A 15,267-nucleotide genomic window follows, 5' to 3' on the forward strand; every position below is an offset into this window, starting at 1 on the left:
GTCTGTCCTCGCCGTTCCTCGAAGTCGTCGCGCGCCGCCGTGGGGCGCGCCGATCGGCCGCCGCCCGCTCCGCCGAACTCGGGGTCGGGCGGCCGCGTATGTCAGCGGTGATCTGGATTGTAGAGGGCCGGGGAGCGCGGCAGGCCGGAACGGGGTGGCGGCGGGCAGCCGACCGGGTGTGTCAGGCGGCCCACGTGGCCTTGCGCCGCAGTTGGGCCGCCTCCTGCCGTATCCAGGGCAGCGCGTCATAGAGCGCCTGGCCCGGGCAGTCGGTCTGGAAGACGTCCCGGTGGCCCGAGATGACGTTCAGATCCGCGGTCGTCCCCTTCCGGAAGCGGCTCGCGTTGTTGCTGGACACCAGCCGCACCCGGCCCCGCGGGTCGATGCCGGGGTCCAGCTTCCAGGCGGCTATGGCGGCGATCGCCCTCAGCATGGGCCGCGGCACCTTCACGCCCTCGCCGAAGTGGCCGAGCGCGGCTATCCCGACGCTGTGGGCGTTGAAACCCTCGGTGTGCGCGCCCATCACCGCCCGGTCGACACCGCCGGCCCGTCCCTCGTAGATGGTGCCGCACCGGTCGACGGCGAAGTTGTAGCCGATGTCGTCCCATCCCATGGCGTGGATGTGATGGTCCTCGATCGTCCGCAGGATGGCGGGGACATCGCGCGCGCAGTCGTAGTCGTTGGGACCGTCCGTGTGGTGCACGAACACGGCCATGATCTTCGTGTCGTAGACGGGCTTCCCGTGCACGGCCTTCTCGTCCGCGTGCCAGGACGAACGCGGGACGATGTCCGGCCGGAGCGACGCCTGGTGCAGGACGGCGGTGCTGTGCCGCGCCGGCCGGGGGTGGCTCGCCGGGGCCGAACAGGCCGCGACGAAGGACAGCGTCACGAACAGTGCCCCCAGTTTGACCCTCCAAGGCCGCATGCGCCTCAGCCTGGGCCAGGGGTGGGCACGGGTCATCCGCTCGCCGCCGATCGAGTGATACGGCGGCCCGCCGCGGCGCGTCGGCTGGTGGCCGACCTCCGGGTGTGGGAAAAGGCGGGCCGCCTTTTCCCACACCGAGGTCAGACGTCCACGTAGGCGCTGCCCTCGACCACGCAGCGGGCCGCCCCCGAGGTGGTGTCGGCGAGCCAGGAGCGGAAGGCGGGGACGTCGGCCTGCGGGATGCCCAGCCGGAAGGTGACCTCGGCGCCGTAGGAGACGTCGCGCAGGGCGTACGTCCCGGCGCGCAGGTCGTTCTCCAGCCGCCCGGCCCGCTGGTGGTCGGAGGTGACGGTGACGAGCACGAGGCGGCGCCGCTCGATGGTGCCGATCTCGTCGAGCGCGGCCGAGACGGCGCCGCCGTAGGCGCGGGCCAGGCCGCCGGCGCCGAGCTGGACGCCGCCGTAGTAGCGCGTGACGACGGCCACCGTGTCGCGCACCTGGCGGCCGAGCAGGACCTGGAGCATGGGTGTGCCGGCGGTTCCGCCGGGCTCGCCGTCGTCACTGGCCCGGTGCAGCCGTCCGTCCGGCCCGATGACGTAGGCGAAGCAGTTGTGGGACGCCGCGGGGTGCGCCGTGCGGACCCGGCGGACGACGTCCTGGGCCGCCGCCTCGCTGCCGGCCGGGGCGAGCGCGCACAGGAAGCGGGAGCGCTTGATCTCGCTCTCGTGGACGCCCGCGCGGGCCACCGTCAGATACCGGTCGATCATCCGTTCAGCCTAAGGGCGGGGGAATGGGGACGGTCGTTCGCGGGTTCGAGCTGAGAGAGGTCCCGCGGAACCGAAGAGATCCGCGGGACCTGAAGAGATGGCGGGACGCGGGGCCCGGGTCGGCGATCCGGGGTGACCCGCGCGGCAGCGGTTGGAGGACGGCGTGTACGGCGACGCGGCAACGGTTCGGCGGATTCTGACCGGGACGGGCGACACCTGGGCGGTGGTGGGCCTGTCGAACAACACCGCGCGGGCGGCGTACGGCGTCGCGGCGGTCCTCAAGCAGTTCGGCAAGCGGGTGGTGCCGGTCCATCCGAAGGCGGAGCCGGTGCACGGCGAGCAGGGGTACGCCTCGCTCGCAGAGATCCCTTTTCCGGTCGACGTGGTGGATGTCTTCGTCAACTCCGAGCTGGCCGGCGCGGTCGCCGACGAGGCGGTGGCGGCAGGGGCGAAGGCGGTCTGGTTCCAGCTCGCGGTGGTGGACGAGGCGGCGTACGAGCGGACCAGGGCGGCCGGTCTCGAGATGGTGATGGACCGGTGCCCGGCGATCGAGATTCCGCGGCTGGGCTGAACGACGCGGCCGCGAGCCCTGGTCGGGCGGTCGGGCAGCCCGGTGATCGGGTGGCCGGGCTGAGCGGGCTGAGTGCCGGGGTCGAGCCGTCGGACTGACCGGTGGAGGGCCCTCGCTCCCCGCGGCCCGGCGGGCGGCCGGTTCTCAGCCGCCCGGGCTCAGCCGCCCAGGTCGGCCAGCACGACCGCGCCGGGCAGGGCGGCGAGGCTCTTGCCCGGCACGATGAGCTTGCCGCGCCGGGCCCCGCTGCCGATCACCACGTACGGCGTGTCCACGACAGCCGCGTCGATCAGCAGCGGCCAGGCCGCCGGCAAACCGACCGGGGTGATGCCGCCGTACTCCATGCCGGTCTCGCCGACCGCCACGTCCATGGCCGCGAAGGACGCCTTGCGGACGCCCAGATGGCGCCGGACCACGCCGTTGACGTCGACCCGGGTGGTGGAGAGCACCACGCACGCGGCGAGGGTGACGTCCTGGCCGCGCTTGCCGGCCACGACGACACAGTTGGCCGAGAGCTCGACCAGCTCCGGGCCGTAGGCCGCCACGAAGTCGGCGGTGTCGGCCTTGCCGGGGTCGGTGTCGACGTGGATCATGTCGGCGGTCACCGCGGCGGCCACCGACGCAGGCAGCAACTCGCGACGGTCGGTGGCGGGTTGGGCGTCCTCGAAATTCCCGATCGGTGCGCGCATGGGGTGAACCTAACAAATCGCGGCGGTGGCGGAAGAACGGACCGCCGGGGCACCGCGGGCGGCGGCGCTCAGGCGCCCGGCTGGTCCTCCAACGCCTTGACGGCCAGGAGCTGTTCCGGGGTGACGCCCTGGGGGATCGGCACCGGGGGCGGGGTGCGCAGCGGCGGCTGCCAGCCCGCCGCGGGTTCCCAGCGGCGCACCACCCGGGCCGGCGCGCCGGCGACCACCGCGAAGTCGGGGACCTCGCCGCGGACCACCGAGCCGGCCGCCACCACGACATTACGGCCGAGCCGGGCACCGGGCAGGATCACCGAACCCGAGCCGAGCCAGCTCCCGGCGCCGATCTCGACCGGGGCGGACCGCGGCCACTGCTTGCCGACGGGCTGGGTGGTGTCGTCGTACGAGTGGTTGTCGCTGGTGACGTAGACGTAGGGGCCGCAGTAGACGTCGTCGCCGAAGACCACCGGGGCCGAGGCCACCACATGGCTGCCCCGGCCGAGGACGACACCGTTACCGAGCCGCAGCACCGGTTCCGGGCCGAGGTCGAGGCCGGGCATCATGCCCGCGGTCAGGGTGACCTGCTCGCCGATGACGCAGTGGTCGCCGAGGTGGATCCACCGCTCGCCGAAGACGGTGCCCTGCGGAAAGGCGAGCCGGGTGCCGTCGCCGATCCGGCCGAAGCGGAGGGGTCCGGGGCGGGCGGCGGTGACCGCGCCCGCGTTCTGCGCCCAGCGCCAGCTCCGGTGCACCAGACGTGAGACGGCACGGCGCCGCCAGGCCGCGGCGCCCGCGATCACGGAGCGGAACACGTTCTCATTCCTGGGCACCCAGCCACCGTATACGGTGCCGGCGCGGGCGGTCCGGCCCGGCGCCGGGCACGGTACGGCGTTTGCCCGGCCGCGCCGTCAGGCGCCGGAGGTACGGGTCTACTCGCCGGACCTGGCCGCCGCCGTCTGTCGTTCCTCGGCGGCGGCGAGTTCCATCTCGGCCTGTGTCTTGGCCGCCCGGCGCCTGACGTAGAGCATGGAAGCGAGTCCGAAGAGCACGGCTATGGCGAGACCGACGTAGCCGAAGCGCTTGAGCCAGGGCTCGGCGACCACGCCGACGTAGTAGATGACGGCGGTTATGCCGCCCGCCCAGACGACGCCGCCGAGCGCGTTGGCGATCAGGAACTTGTGGTACGGCATCTTCAGCACGCCGGCCAGCGGCCCCGCGAAGATCCGCAGCAGCGCGACAAAGCGCCCGAAGAAGACCGCCCACATGCCCCAGCGCTGGAAGGAGCGCTCGGCGGTGGCCACATGCCCCGGCGAGAAGTGGCGGGGAAATCTCTCGCCGAGCCGGTCGAGGAGCGGCTGGCCGCCCCGGTGCCCGATCGAGTAGCCGACCGAGTCGCCCGCGACCGCGCCGATGATGCCGCTGAGACCGACCAGCCAGGGATTGACGTTGCCCTGCGAGGAGAGCAGGGCGGCGGTCATCAGCACGATCTCGCCGGGGAGCGGGATGCCGAGGCTCTCCACCCCGACCACCAGGAAGACCATCAGATACACGGCGACCGGCGGGATGCCGTCTAGCCAATCCTGGACGTGCACAGCCGGTCCCCTCCCACGAAGACGGTCGGACGCACGTACCCGCGCGCATCATGGAAGCCTAACCGACCGGGGAGGCGAACACGGCCGGTCAGCGGCGCGGTTGCGGCCGTGGACGGCGGGGCGACCGTCTCCCGGCGGCTCCCGGCAGACCTCCCGGCACACCCCGGTAAGCCCCTGGCGGCTCCCCGGTCAGGCTCACCCGTTTGGCCGCAGCGTCCAGACAACGGTCATCCGGGCCGTCTCGGCGCCGTCCGCGCGGCGGACCGAGACCTCGACGGGGAACTCGGGGCGGGTCCCGGCGTCCAGCTCGGCGATCACGTCTGCGGCGGGCCGACCGAGCTCGGCGATGGCGGTCACCGGCCCCTTGGCCAGCTTGCTGTACGCGATCTCGGCGCGGACCGCGAGCGGCACCGCCCGGCTGAGCTGCTCCCCGAAGGCGGCGAGCACGATCGCGCCGGACGCGGACTCGCCGAGCGTGAACAGCGCCCCGGCGTGCGGGCCGCCCACGTGGTTGTGGAAGTCGGCCCGGTCGGGCAGCAGCACCACCGCGCGCTCGGCGCCGGTCTCGGTGAACTCCAGCCCGAGGGTGCGCGCCATGGGCACGGTGGCCGTGAGCAGTTCGCCTATGGAGGGGCCCGTGGAGGGCGGGGTCTCTGACATGAGCGGATGTTACCAACCGGTAGGAGATTGCGGCACCCACCGGCCGGGCCGCCACCCGGCCGAGCGCACCGGCCGGCGGGAAATGGTTTGCGGCGGACCGGGCACTCCTGGACAGTCCCGGGGGTGAAACGCGACATCCAGGCGCCCCGACCGCCCGCCCGGCGCGGCCTGCTGCCGAGTCCGCCGTCGTGGGCCGGCCGCACCTTCCAACTGCTGGTCACCGCGTCCTTCATCACCAGCATCGGCAACTCGGGCGCGGTCATCGCGGCCGCGTACGCCGTCATCGACCAGGGCGGCGACGCGACGGACGTCGGTCTGGTGGCGGCGCCCCGCACTCTGGCCATGGTGGTCTTCCTGCTCATCGGGGGCGCGGTGGCCGACCGGGTGGCCCGGCAGCGGGTCATGGTGGTGGCCAACAGCGCCAACGCCGCCTCGCAGGGGATCTTCGCGCTGCTGGTGCTCACCGGACACCCCGCCTTGTGGCAGATGGCGCTGCTGACCGCCGCCGGGGGCACCGCGCAGGCGTTCTTCTCGCCTGCCTCGGAAGGCATGGTGCTGTCCACCGTCGAGACCGCGCACGCGGGGAAGGCGTTCTCGGTCTTCCGCCTCTCGATGAACGGCGCGAGCATCGGCGGCGCGGCGCTGGGCGGCGCCCTGGTGGCGGGCGTCGGTCCCGGCTGGGTGCTCGCGGCCGACGCGGCCGGCTTCGCGGTGGCGGCGGGCCTGCGCGCGCGGCTCGACGTCGTCGCGGCCGAACGTGCGGAGCCGTCCGGCGGCATCCTGCGCGACCTGCGCGAGGGATGGCGGGAGTTCGCCTCCCGCTCCTGGCTGTGGGGCATCGTCGCGCAGTTCGCCGTCGTCAACAGCGTGGTGAGCGGCTGCGAGGCGGTCTACGGTCCGCTGGTCGCCCGCGAACACCTGGGCGGGGCCGGACCGTGGGGGCTCGCCCTGGCCGCCACCGGGATCGGTACGGTGGCCGGCGGGCTGCTGATGATGCGCTGGCGGCCGCGCCGGATGCTGCTGGTCGGCACCCTCGGTGTCTTCCCGCTGGCCCTGCCGCCCGCCGCCCTGGCGTTCGCGCCGCGGCTGTGGGTGCTGGTGCCGGTGATGTTCGCGGCGGGCGTCGCCATAGAGGTGTTCGCGGTCGGCTGGATGCTCGCGCTGCACCAGGAGATCCCGGCGGAGAAGATGTCCCGGGTGGCGGCGTACGACTGGTTCGGCTCGGTCGCCATGACCCCCCTGGCGCTGGCCGCGGCGGGTCCCGCGGCGGCCGTCTTCGGCCGCACGCAGGCGCTGTGGGGGTCGGCGGCGCTGGTCGTGCTGCTGACCGGGGCGGTGCTGGTGCTGCCGGAGGTGCGGCGGCTGGAGCGGCGGCCGGCCGCCCGGCCGGTGGTCCCGGCCCCGCCGGTGGCGGAACCTGCGGCGTGAGGCGGCGGATCCGGTACGGGGGCCGGGTCTGGTCGGGTGCCCGGGCGCTCCGGCGGTTCGGCCGCCCCGCTCATCCCACGGTGAAGGCGCCGTCCGGCGGTACGGGCGAGGCGGTCGCGGTCGCGTCGTGGACCGGTGCCCTCGTCAGGGCGGCGAGGGCGGTACCCGTCACCACCCGGGCCGGGAAGGCGTCACCCGCGCACGACCGGGCCAGCGCGTCCAGCGGCAGCGGGCGCCGGGCGGCGGCCAGCACGGCGTTGCCGAAACGGCGGCCCCGCAGCACTCCGGGCTCGGCCAGCAGACAGAGATCGGCGCTTTGACCGAACCCCGCCCGGACGGTGCCGAGTTGTGAGCCGAGGAAGGCGAAGGGCGCGCCGTCGGCGATGTTCGCCACGTAGACGCCGCCGGGGCGCAGCACCCGTACGGCCTCGCGCAGGAACTCCACCGAGGTGAGATGGGCGGGGACCCGCGAGCCGTGGAAGACGTCGGCGACGATCACGTCCGCGCTCGCGTCGGGCGCGGCCGCCAGCCACGCCCGGGCGTCCGTCGTGTGCACGGTGATGTCCGGGTCGGACAGCGGCAGGTGTTCCGCGACGAGCGCGGCCAGCCCGCGATCGGCCTCCACGACCCACTGGCGTGATCCCGGCCGGGTGAGCGCCAGCCGGCGCGGCAGCGTCAGCGCGCCGCCGCCCAGATGCACGGCGTGCACCGGCGTGTCGAAGGCCGACTCCAGTACGTGCGCGATGCGCCGGGTGTACTCGAACTCGAGGTGCTCGGGGTCGTCCAGATCCACGTACGACTGCGGGGCGTCGTCCACGGTGAGCAGCCAGGCCCGCGCCCGGTCCACGTCGGGCAGCAGCTTCGCGGTGCCGAAGTCGACGGCCCTGGTGACGGGTACGGGTTCCTCGGTCATCCGCCGATTCTCCCAGCAGCCGGCCGGTGCCTCCGACGTGCCTCCGCTCGCCGCTTCCGTGCGGCTCCGGGCACGCCGCCCGGGCGTGTCGCACCCGTGCGGCGCGGGGGTGCGACACGCCGAGGGTGTTCCGGACCGCTCGCACGGACCGTCGGCGCGACGTCACCCGCTGGTGACGTCCGGGAATCACGAGGGTGCGAGAATTTGTTCCGGCGATGAACTTAGCCATCCACCCAGACGCCCCGGGCGGCCCAGCTCAAAGATCAAGCCAGCCGCCCCGTACCGTGAAGGAACCCTCATGCCCCTGGCCATACTCGCCCTGGCGGTGAGCGCCTTCGGCATCGGCACCGCTGAATTCGTGATGATGGGCCTGCTGCCCAACGTCGCGGGCGACCTCGGCACCTCCGTCCCCACCGCCGGTTACCTCGTCTCCGCCTACGCCCTCGGTGTCGTCGTGGGCGCCCCGCTGCTCACCGCGCTCGGCTCCCGCATCCCCCGCAAGCGGATGCTCCTGCTGCTGATGGGCCTGTTCACCCTCGGCAACCTCGGCTCGGCCGTCGCCCCCGGCTACGCCACGCTGCTCGCCGGCCGCTTCCTGGCCGGGCTGCCGCACGGGGCGTTCTTCGGCGTCGGCGCCGTCGTGGCCTCCCGGCTGGTCACCGAGGACCGCAAGGCACGGGCGGTGGCCGCGATGTTCCTCGGCCTGACCGTCGCCAACATCGTCGGCGTCCCGGCGGCCACCGCGCTCGGCCAGCACCTCGGCTGGCGCGCCACCTTCGTCGTCGTCTCGGTGGTCGGGCTGATCGCCCTCGCCTCTCTCGCGCTGCTCGTTCCGCGGCTGCCGGAGGAGGAACACGGCGGGCTCGCCCAGGAGTTGGGGGCGCTGCGCGAGCCGCAGGTGCTGCTCGGGCTGCTCACCGCGGTGTTCGGCTTCGCCGGGGTGTTCGCCGTCTACAGCTATCTGGCCTCGATGATGACCGAGGTCACCGGCTTCGCCGACGGCACCGTCAGCGTGCTGCTGGCTCTCTTCGGCGTCGGGATGACCCTGGGCGTGCTGCTCGCGGGCCCGCTCACCGACCGGGCCCTGCGTCCCACCCTCTACGGTTCGCTGGCCGCGCTCGCCGTGGTCCTGGTCGGCTTCCACTTCGCGGCTCACTCCAAGGTGGCGGCGCCCATCGCCGTGGTGGTCCTCGGCGCGGTGGGCTTTCTCACCACCACCCCGGTGCAGATGCTCGTCATGAACAAGGCCCGTAGGGCTCCCACCCTGGCCTCCGCCTCCAACCACTCGGCCTTCAACCTGGCCAACGCGGGCGGTGCGTGGCTCGGCGGCGCGGCGATCGCGGCCGGCTGGGGCTGGACGTCTCCCGCCCTGGTCGGCGCGGTGCTCGCGGTGGTCGGGCTCGGCATCGCGATCACGGCGGGCGTCCTGGACCACCGGGCGCCGGGGGCGCTCTCGCCGGTGGTGACCGCCGGGGCTCAGCGGCAGCGGGAAGTCGCCGACGAGGTGGGGGCGTAGGGCTCGGGTCGCACCGGCCGGCCGCCGGCTCGGTTACGCTCGCCTGGTGGTCGACCAAGCCGTCCCCCTCCCCCACGACGCCCCCAGCCGCCGGTTCGCGGCGCGGTGCTCCCGGGTCCTGGTCTCGCCGTGGGCCAGGTTCACCCTGCTGGTGGCCGTCCTGGCCGGCGCGATCGCGGCCGCGATCGCGCTGGAGCCCCAGCGGTCGCTCAGCCACGGGTGGCCGCTCCACACCTCGTCAAGTCTCGGCGCCGCCGCGCTCTTCGCCCTCGCCTACGGGCTCGCCACCGTCGCCTTCGTACCGCGTCCGCTGCTCAACGCCGCCGCCGGGGCGCTCTACGGCATCCACGCCGGGCTTCCCGCGGCGATCGCCGGCACCGTACTCGGCGCGGGGCTGGCCTTCCTGCTCGGCCGTTTCCTCGGGCGGGACGCGGTACGGCCACTGCTGCGGGGGCGTCTGGTCCTGTCCCTCGACCGCCAGTTGAGCCGGCACGGCTTCCGCAGCACGCTTGCCCTGCGGCTCTTCCCCGGGGTGCCGTTCGCGGCGGCCAACTACGCAGCGGCTCTCTCCCGTATCCGGCTGCTGCCCTTCCTCACCGCGACCGCGGCGGGCAGCGCGGCCAACACGGCCGCCTATGTGGTCGCGGGCAGCCGCGCCGCCTCCCCCACCTCACCGGTCTTCCTGCTCTCGCTGGGCTTCCTGGGGGTGACCGGCGTGGCCGCGGCCGAGATCGCCCGCCGCGGCCGGGCCCGCCAGCAGGACCGGGCCCGCCCTCCGGTGGAAGAGCGCACAGCGGCGGCGGACCGGGCCCCGGATTCAACCGGTCGGCGCGACAGCGCTGACTGAGTACGGGTAAGACGTGGCACGGCAGGCGATCCGCCGCGGAGCCGCAGTGGCGACTCCGGTCCGGGGACCGGCCGACGTTCCGGACACCGCGGTTGCCGCTTCCACCTCGGCCGAGGAGACCGCTCGACCCCGCCTACTGCCGCTCCCATCGCTGATTGCCGCCGCCGTTGCAGGTCCAGAGGTCGACCAGTGTGCCGTTGGCGGTGGCGGCCGATGTGACGTCCAGGCACAGGCCCGACGCGGCGTTGGTGACGGAACCGTCGCTGTTGAGGTTCCACTGCTGGTTGGTTCCGCCGTGGCAGTCGTAGATGATGACGGCGGTGCCGGGGGCGGTGCCGCTGCCCGACGCGTCGAGGCACTTGCCGCCGTACACCACCAGTTCCTTGGCGGAGTTGAGGCTCCAGAGCTGGTTGGCGCCGGCGTTGCAGTCCCAGATCTCGGTCCGGGTGTTGTTGGCGGTGCTCCCGTTCGGTACGTCCAGGCAGCGGCCGGAGGCCGTCCCGCGCAACGGCCCGGTGGTGTCCCCGCTCCCGCCGGAGTCGCCGATGACGCCCGTTTGCGCGTCGATGCTCCAGGAGGCGCGGCAGGTGATCGAGGCGGTGGCGCCGTTGACGGTGAGCGGTTCCCATATGTACCGCGAATCGGTGAGGTTGCCGGAGTTCCACCGGTCGCCCATGAAGAGGTAACTGGTCGTGCTGGAGCCGGAGACCGGCTGGATCGACGTCGTCTGCGAGTTGCAGGTACTGGTGCCGGACGGAGCGAAACCGCGCCATGACGACCAGGTGCCGGTGATCGAGTTGGCGGTGGCGTACTGGTTGTCATTGGTCGACCAGCCGGTCAGGTGCGAGCCGAAGAGGTAGTAGGTACCGCCGATCTTGGCCATGGCGGGTGCCTCGTACTGAGGGAGGGTCGCTGCCAGGGAGGAGACGGTGAGGTAGTCCGACGAGAGCCGGTAGATCTGTAGTTTGGCGTTGGTCCGGTCCTCGCTCATGAAGTACCCGGTGCCGCCGTCGACGAAGAGGTTGTCGTCCAGGCTGTCGTGGCCGAGGGGCTTGAAGCTGCCGCGGTAGGTGTAGGCGCCGCAGACACTGCTGCTGGTGGCGACGCCGGCTTTCCGCTCTGTGTAGCCGGAGTTGTCGATGTGCATGTACATCACATATTGCGCCGTGGCGCTGTTGTAGACGACGTGCGGCCGCTCGACGATCCGATTGGGTCCGAGGTCACCGCTGGACTGCCGCGTCAGCACATTGCCGACGAACATCCAATGCGCGAGATCGGTCGAGGAATAGCAGGTGACGTTCTGGAAGGGCGACCCGCTGGTCTTGTCCTCGCCGAGCCAGTAGTAAGTGCCGCCGACCTTGATAAAGCCTCCGCCGTGTGCCTGGATGACATGCCCGGAGGTGTCGTTCCAGACGGTTCCGGGGTACTGCGTCACCGTCGCCGCCTCGGCCGGCTGGGATATCAGGAAGAATCCGAGGATGACCGCGAGAAGAGCGATCATGCGCTTCCCGGCGGGCCCCCTTCGAGGTCGGACTGCTGCGACGCTTGCGGCTTTGCTCCATGGCAGCCGATACAGCATGGCGTTCCTTTCGCCGGGGACGGGAGGACGTAAGGGACTGCGGCGCTCCTCAACGGTCGGACCGGCCGTGCGCATCCCTGGGCAGCCGCCGACACCCGGGCCAGGGGTCACCGGGGAAGGCGGCGCCACTGCCGGCCGGCCCGGGTGCTCCCGGGTCGGCCGCCGTTGGTGGTCGGGTGGGGTGTCAGAAGAGGCTGCAGGGGCCGCCGTTGAGGGTGAAGGTGGTGGGTGCGGTGGTGGTGGAGCCGGTTCCCTGGAAGCCGAAGCTGGTGGTGCCGCCGGATGGGATGGTCGCGTTGTAGCCGAGGTCGGTGGCGGTCACGGTCGCGCCGGACTGGGTGGCCTTGGCGTTCCAGGCGTTGGTGACCTTCTGGTCGGTGGGGAAGGTCCAGGTGAGTGACCAGCCGTTGACGGCGTTGCCGCCGGTGTTGCGCACGGTGACGTCGGAGGTGAAGCCGCCCGTCCAGGCGCTGGCGACGGTGTAGTGGACCGAGCAGGTCGGGCCACCCGTGGACGGCGGCGGGGTTGTGGGCGGGGTCGTCGTGGGCGGCGTCGTGGTGGGCGGCGGGGTCGTCGTGGGCGGGGTGGTGGTGGGCGGTGGGGTGGTGGGCGGTGGGGTGGTGGGATCCGACGCTCCGGCGGATGCCAGTGCGTAGGCGATGTCGGGCAGGAAGGTGCCCGCGGCGCCGGCGCAGCCGTCCGCCTCACCCGGCGGCTTCACCCAGAGGAAGGCGTCGATGGCCTGGTCCCCGGTGTTGGTGGTGGGGTAGGTGCCGATGGCGCGGCCGGAGGGGTCGCACCACGCGCCGCCGCCGGCCGGGCCGTTGCCGTTGCGGCTGGTGTCCACCACGGCGTGCAGGTTGGCCGGGTTGCCGAGGGCTGCCAGTACGTTCTTGGCGAAGGTGACCTCGTTGGCGGTGGCGTTGAAGTTGGAGACGTTGGTGAACAGGCCGTCGGCGTTGGTCAGGATGCCGGCCCCGCGCAGCCGGTTCGCCTGCTCGGAGGCGCTGTTCCAGGCCGAGTGGCCGCCGTCGAGGTAGACCTTGGCGTTGGGGGCGGCGGCGTGGATGGCGGCACCGGCCCGGGAGAGGGAGGCGAACCGGTCGGCCTGCTGCTGCGCGGACAGGCAGGTGGTCAGGGAGATGGAGTCGGGCTCCAGGATGATGACCGACCGGCCGCTGCCCAGCCCGGCGGCGAAGTCGCGCACCCAGGCGTCGTAGGAGGCCAGGTCCGGTGCGCCGCCGGCGGAGGCGCCGCCGCAGTCGCGGTTGGGGATCTCGTAGACGGCCATTACCGGCACCTGCCCGGCGGCGGCCGCTGCGGTGGTGACCGACCTGACATCGCTGGTGACCGTGCTGGGGCGGTAGTTGGAGAACCAGATCGCCTGCGGCTGCGACGCGATCCGCCGGGCGATGACCGGCTGGCGGGAGTCACCGGGATTGGCGGCGACCCACCGGACGACCTGCGAGTTCGGGTCCTTGTAGAACTGGGTACCGGCAGGCAGGGAGCCCTGCGCCGCGGCGCCCGCGCTGACCTGGGTGCCCAGCGCGATACCCGTCGCGGCGAGGCCGGCGGCCAGGCCGAGCGCCATGGCCTTGCGCGGGCGTAACCCCCGCGCGGGGGTCCCGGCCGCGCCGGCGGGGCGCGGTATACGGATGGGAGATGTCACAGGTAGTCCTCCGTGCTCTCGTGGGGGGAGAGGGCTCTCGGGGTGGCCAAGGCCGGAAGCGTCATGGGAGCGCTCCCAAGGCACGCAGCCGAGCGTAACCACCACGACGCCCGTACGTAATCCCCCGCACCGGACCGTTTTCAGCGCCACGGGAGCGCTTGCGTCCAGGCGCCGGCCCTCCCCAACCGACGCGGGCCGCCTTCGGGAACGCAGGTGCGCCGCCGCCCGCGCCCGACCCGTCCCACGTGACCGCCTGGTGAGCAGACCAGCACAGGGGACGTCGACCGGAAATCCACGCCATCGCTCCCCGGCGCGACCGGTGGGGCGGCCGAGCCGCCCACCACACATGTTCCGAACTGGCGCCCCTGTGTCGACTGTTGACAGAGCGCAGGGAGTGGGGCACGCTGCCGCCGTTGGTTCTTGAACCCCGTCAACCATCGCAGACCAGCGCACGGCCGTGGCGCAATTGTTAACGCTAACATTCCACTAGGAAGACCTTGCCCCCCACGCACCGCAAGGAGACCGCGTGAACCACACCATGCCAGCTTCACCTGGCTGCGAGAAGCACCAAGGCAACGGTCGGCACGGCGTCGCTTCGGCCGCTCGGAAGCGCCGGGCGGTGGAGGCCCTTTCGCCCGGCCGCCTCGTTCCGCGCCTGATCGCCGTGGCCGCGGCCATGGCGCTGATGCTGTTCGGGGCGCTGGCCTCCGGCGTGGCGCAGGCGGCCGCGATACAGGCGGCTTCGGCCGCGCCCGCCGTCACCAGCCAGTTCCACGGCGTCAACTGGGCCGATCCCAACGACAACTTCATCACCGGTCCGAACATCCCGGTCGGCCTGGCCACCTCGGACAGCTACGCGACCACGTACACGAAGTCCACCGCGATCCTCAAGGGCTTCCAGGGCCTCGGCGCCAACACGGTCCGCCTGGGGTTCAACGCGGCGACCACGTCGGGAACATGGTGGAACAGCTACACCGCGGCCCTGGACGCCGCCACCGCACTGGGCATGAACGTCATCGTCGCCCCGTGGCTGCAGGGCGGAAAGGTCAGTGACCTCACGTCGTTCAACCAGATGTGGGACACCATGATCAACAAGTACGGAGGGCACGCCAACTTCTACTTCGACATCATGAACGAGCCATACGGGTACAACGCCACCGACCTGACCAACTTCGAGGCCTCCTGGCTGGCACGCTACCCCAGTCTTCCCCGCAACCACGTGATCGTGCCCGGCCTGTACTCCGACGGGAACCTGTGCTCCGTCGGCGGCGACTCGCGGCTGTCGGGCACGCTGCTGTCGATCCACATCTACGGCATGTTCGGCGACTCGCACACCACCGAGGCGGCGTGGGTCAACGACTTCACCGGCAACCTGTGCGGCTACGCCGGCCGCGCGGTGCTGACCGAGTTCGGTGTTCCCATGAACACGGGTGTGAACTACAACGGTCCCAAGGACGGGGTCAACGACCTCTCCTACCTGTACGCGATCACCGACACCGTCCGCAACCTCGGCATGGGCTCCGTGCTGTGGACGGGTGTCAAGCAGAACACCCAGACACAGGGCCCGGGCCCCTGCGAGAACGCGTCCTGCGCGATCACCACGCTCAGCGGCACCGGCACCAACCTCTCGGTGGGTGTCACCAACCAGTCGGGCCTCGACCGGCTCCAGTGGGGCTGGGGCACCGGCACCAACCCCGGCGGCGGTGGCGGCGGTGGCAGCACCACCGTGCTGCGCGGCGCCGGCTCCAACCGGTGCCTCGACGTGCCGAACGCGAGCACCGCGAACAACACCCGCGCCGATATCTGGGACTGCAACGGCGGCGCCAACCAGTCCTGGGTCCTCAACTCCGCCAAAGAACTGGTCGTCTACGGCAGCAAGTGCCTTGACGCCTCCGGCTCCGGGACCACGGCCGGTACCGCCGTGATCATCTACGACTGCCACGGCGGCACCAACCAGCAGTGGACCCTCAACAGCAACGGCACAGTGGTCAACGTGCAGTCCGGGCTCTGCCTGGACGTCACAGGGGCCGCCACGGCCAACGGCTCACTGGTCGAGTTGTGGAACTGCACCGGCGCCGCCAACCAGAAGTGGACCCGCCAGTAGGACCCCGGGG

Annotated in this window: 14 protein-coding genes; 5 read left to right on the forward strand and 9 right to left on the reverse strand. The window is 72.3% G+C overall.

Translation table 11 applies throughout. The features are described from left to right. Positions 1-181: 181 nt before the first annotated feature. Both OG519_RS01155 and OG519_RS01160 read right to left on the reverse strand, forming a co-directional pair. Positions 182-925, reverse strand: a complete 744-nt coding sequence (locus tag OG519_RS01155) for a peptidoglycan recognition protein (protein ID WP_405577512.1) — start codon at positions 923-925, stop codon at positions 182-184. Positions 926-1,065: 140 nt separating this feature from the next. Beyond that, on the reverse strand, positions 1,066-1,692 hold the full coding sequence (locus OG519_RS01160; protein ID WP_405577514.1) for a YigZ family protein: 627 nt from the start codon (positions 1,690-1,692) through the stop codon (positions 1,066-1,068). Between the two features lie 163 nt (positions 1,693-1,855). Here OG519_RS01160 and OG519_RS01165 point away from each other — a divergent pair, with 163 nt between their 5' ends. After that, on the forward strand, positions 1,856-2,263 hold the full coding sequence (locus tag OG519_RS01165) for a CoA-binding protein (protein WP_405577515.1): 408 nt from the start codon (positions 1,856-1,858) through the stop codon (positions 2,261-2,263). 158 nt (positions 2,264-2,421) lie between these two features. Here OG519_RS01165 and OG519_RS01170 read toward each other — a convergent pair whose 3' ends face one another. The 4 genes from OG519_RS01170 to OG519_RS01185 form a co-directional block, all read right to left on the reverse strand. Next, entirely contained in the window at positions 2,422-2,952 is a 531-nt protein-coding gene (locus OG519_RS01170) for a YbaK/EbsC family protein (RefSeq protein WP_405577517.1), read from the reverse strand. Between the two features lie 68 nt (positions 2,953-3,020). Beyond that, entirely contained in the window at positions 3,021-3,779 is a 759-nt protein-coding gene (locus OG519_RS01175) for an acyltransferase (protein WP_405577519.1), read from the reverse strand. Positions 3,780-3,878: 99 nt separating this feature from the next. Beyond that, on the reverse strand, positions 3,879-4,541 hold the full coding sequence (locus OG519_RS01180) for a DedA family protein (RefSeq protein WP_405577521.1): 663 nt from the start codon (positions 4,539-4,541) through the stop codon (positions 3,879-3,881). Between the two features lie 195 nt (positions 4,542-4,736). Then, the gene (locus tag OG519_RS01185) at positions 4,737-5,201 is read right to left on the reverse strand and encodes a DUF4442 domain-containing protein (RefSeq protein ID WP_405577523.1); all 465 of its coding nucleotides are present in this window, start codon (positions 5,199-5,201) and stop codon (positions 4,737-4,739) included. Positions 5,202-5,324: 123 nt separating this feature from the next. On the opposite strand from OG519_RS01185, the gene OG519_RS01190 reads away from it, so the two are divergent. After that, positions 5,325-6,629: an MFS transporter gene (locus OG519_RS01190; RefSeq protein WP_405577525.1), complete on the forward strand. Its 1,305-nt coding sequence runs from the start codon at positions 5,325-5,327 to the stop codon at positions 6,627-6,629. Between the two features lie 70 nt (positions 6,630-6,699). Here the strand turns inward: OG519_RS01190 and OG519_RS01195 are convergent, their stop codons facing one another. Further along, positions 6,700-7,542, reverse strand: a complete 843-nt coding sequence (locus OG519_RS01195) for a spermidine synthase (RefSeq protein ID WP_405577527.1) — start codon at positions 7,540-7,542, stop codon at positions 6,700-6,702. 298 nt (positions 7,543-7,840) lie between these two features. Between OG519_RS01195 and OG519_RS01200 the strand changes: the two genes are divergently transcribed. Then, positions 7,841-9,058: an MFS transporter gene (locus OG519_RS01200; protein ID WP_405577529.1), complete on the forward strand. Its 1,218-nt coding sequence runs from the start codon at positions 7,841-7,843 to the stop codon at positions 9,056-9,058. A 43-nt stretch (positions 9,059-9,101) separates the two neighbouring features. Next, positions 9,102-9,905, forward strand: a complete 804-nt coding sequence (locus OG519_RS01205) for a TVP38/TMEM64 family protein (protein WP_405592384.1) — start codon at positions 9,102-9,104, stop codon at positions 9,903-9,905. A gap of 133 nt (positions 9,906-10,038) precedes the next feature. On the opposite strand, the gene OG519_RS01210 is transcribed toward OG519_RS01205, so the two are convergent. Together OG519_RS01210 and OG519_RS01215 are read right to left on the reverse strand one after the other, a co-directional pair. Further along, a complete protein-coding gene (locus tag OG519_RS01210) occupies positions 10,039-11,406 on the reverse strand; it encodes an RICIN domain-containing protein (protein WP_405577530.1) in 1,368 nt (455 codons plus the stop codon). 262 nt (positions 11,407-11,668) lie between these two features. Beyond that, positions 11,669-13,153 (reverse strand): glycoside hydrolase family 6 protein, encoded by a 1,485-nt coding sequence (locus OG519_RS01215; protein WP_405577532.1) that lies wholly within the window; start codon positions 13,151-13,153, stop codon positions 11,669-11,671. A gap of 619 nt (positions 13,154-13,772) precedes the next feature. On the opposite strand from OG519_RS01215, the gene OG519_RS01220 reads away from it, so the two are divergent. After that, positions 13,773-15,257, forward strand: coding sequence for a ricin-type beta-trefoil lectin domain protein (locus OG519_RS01220; RefSeq protein WP_405577534.1), 1,485 nt, complete (start codon positions 13,773-13,775; stop codon positions 15,255-15,257). Positions 15,258-15,267 lie beyond the last annotated feature (10 nt).

It is taken from the genome of Streptomyces sp. NBC_01190 (assembly GCF_045039895.1).
In the GTDB taxonomy this organism is placed as follows: domain Bacteria; phylum Actinomycetota; class Actinomycetes; order Streptomycetales; family Streptomycetaceae; genus Actinacidiphila.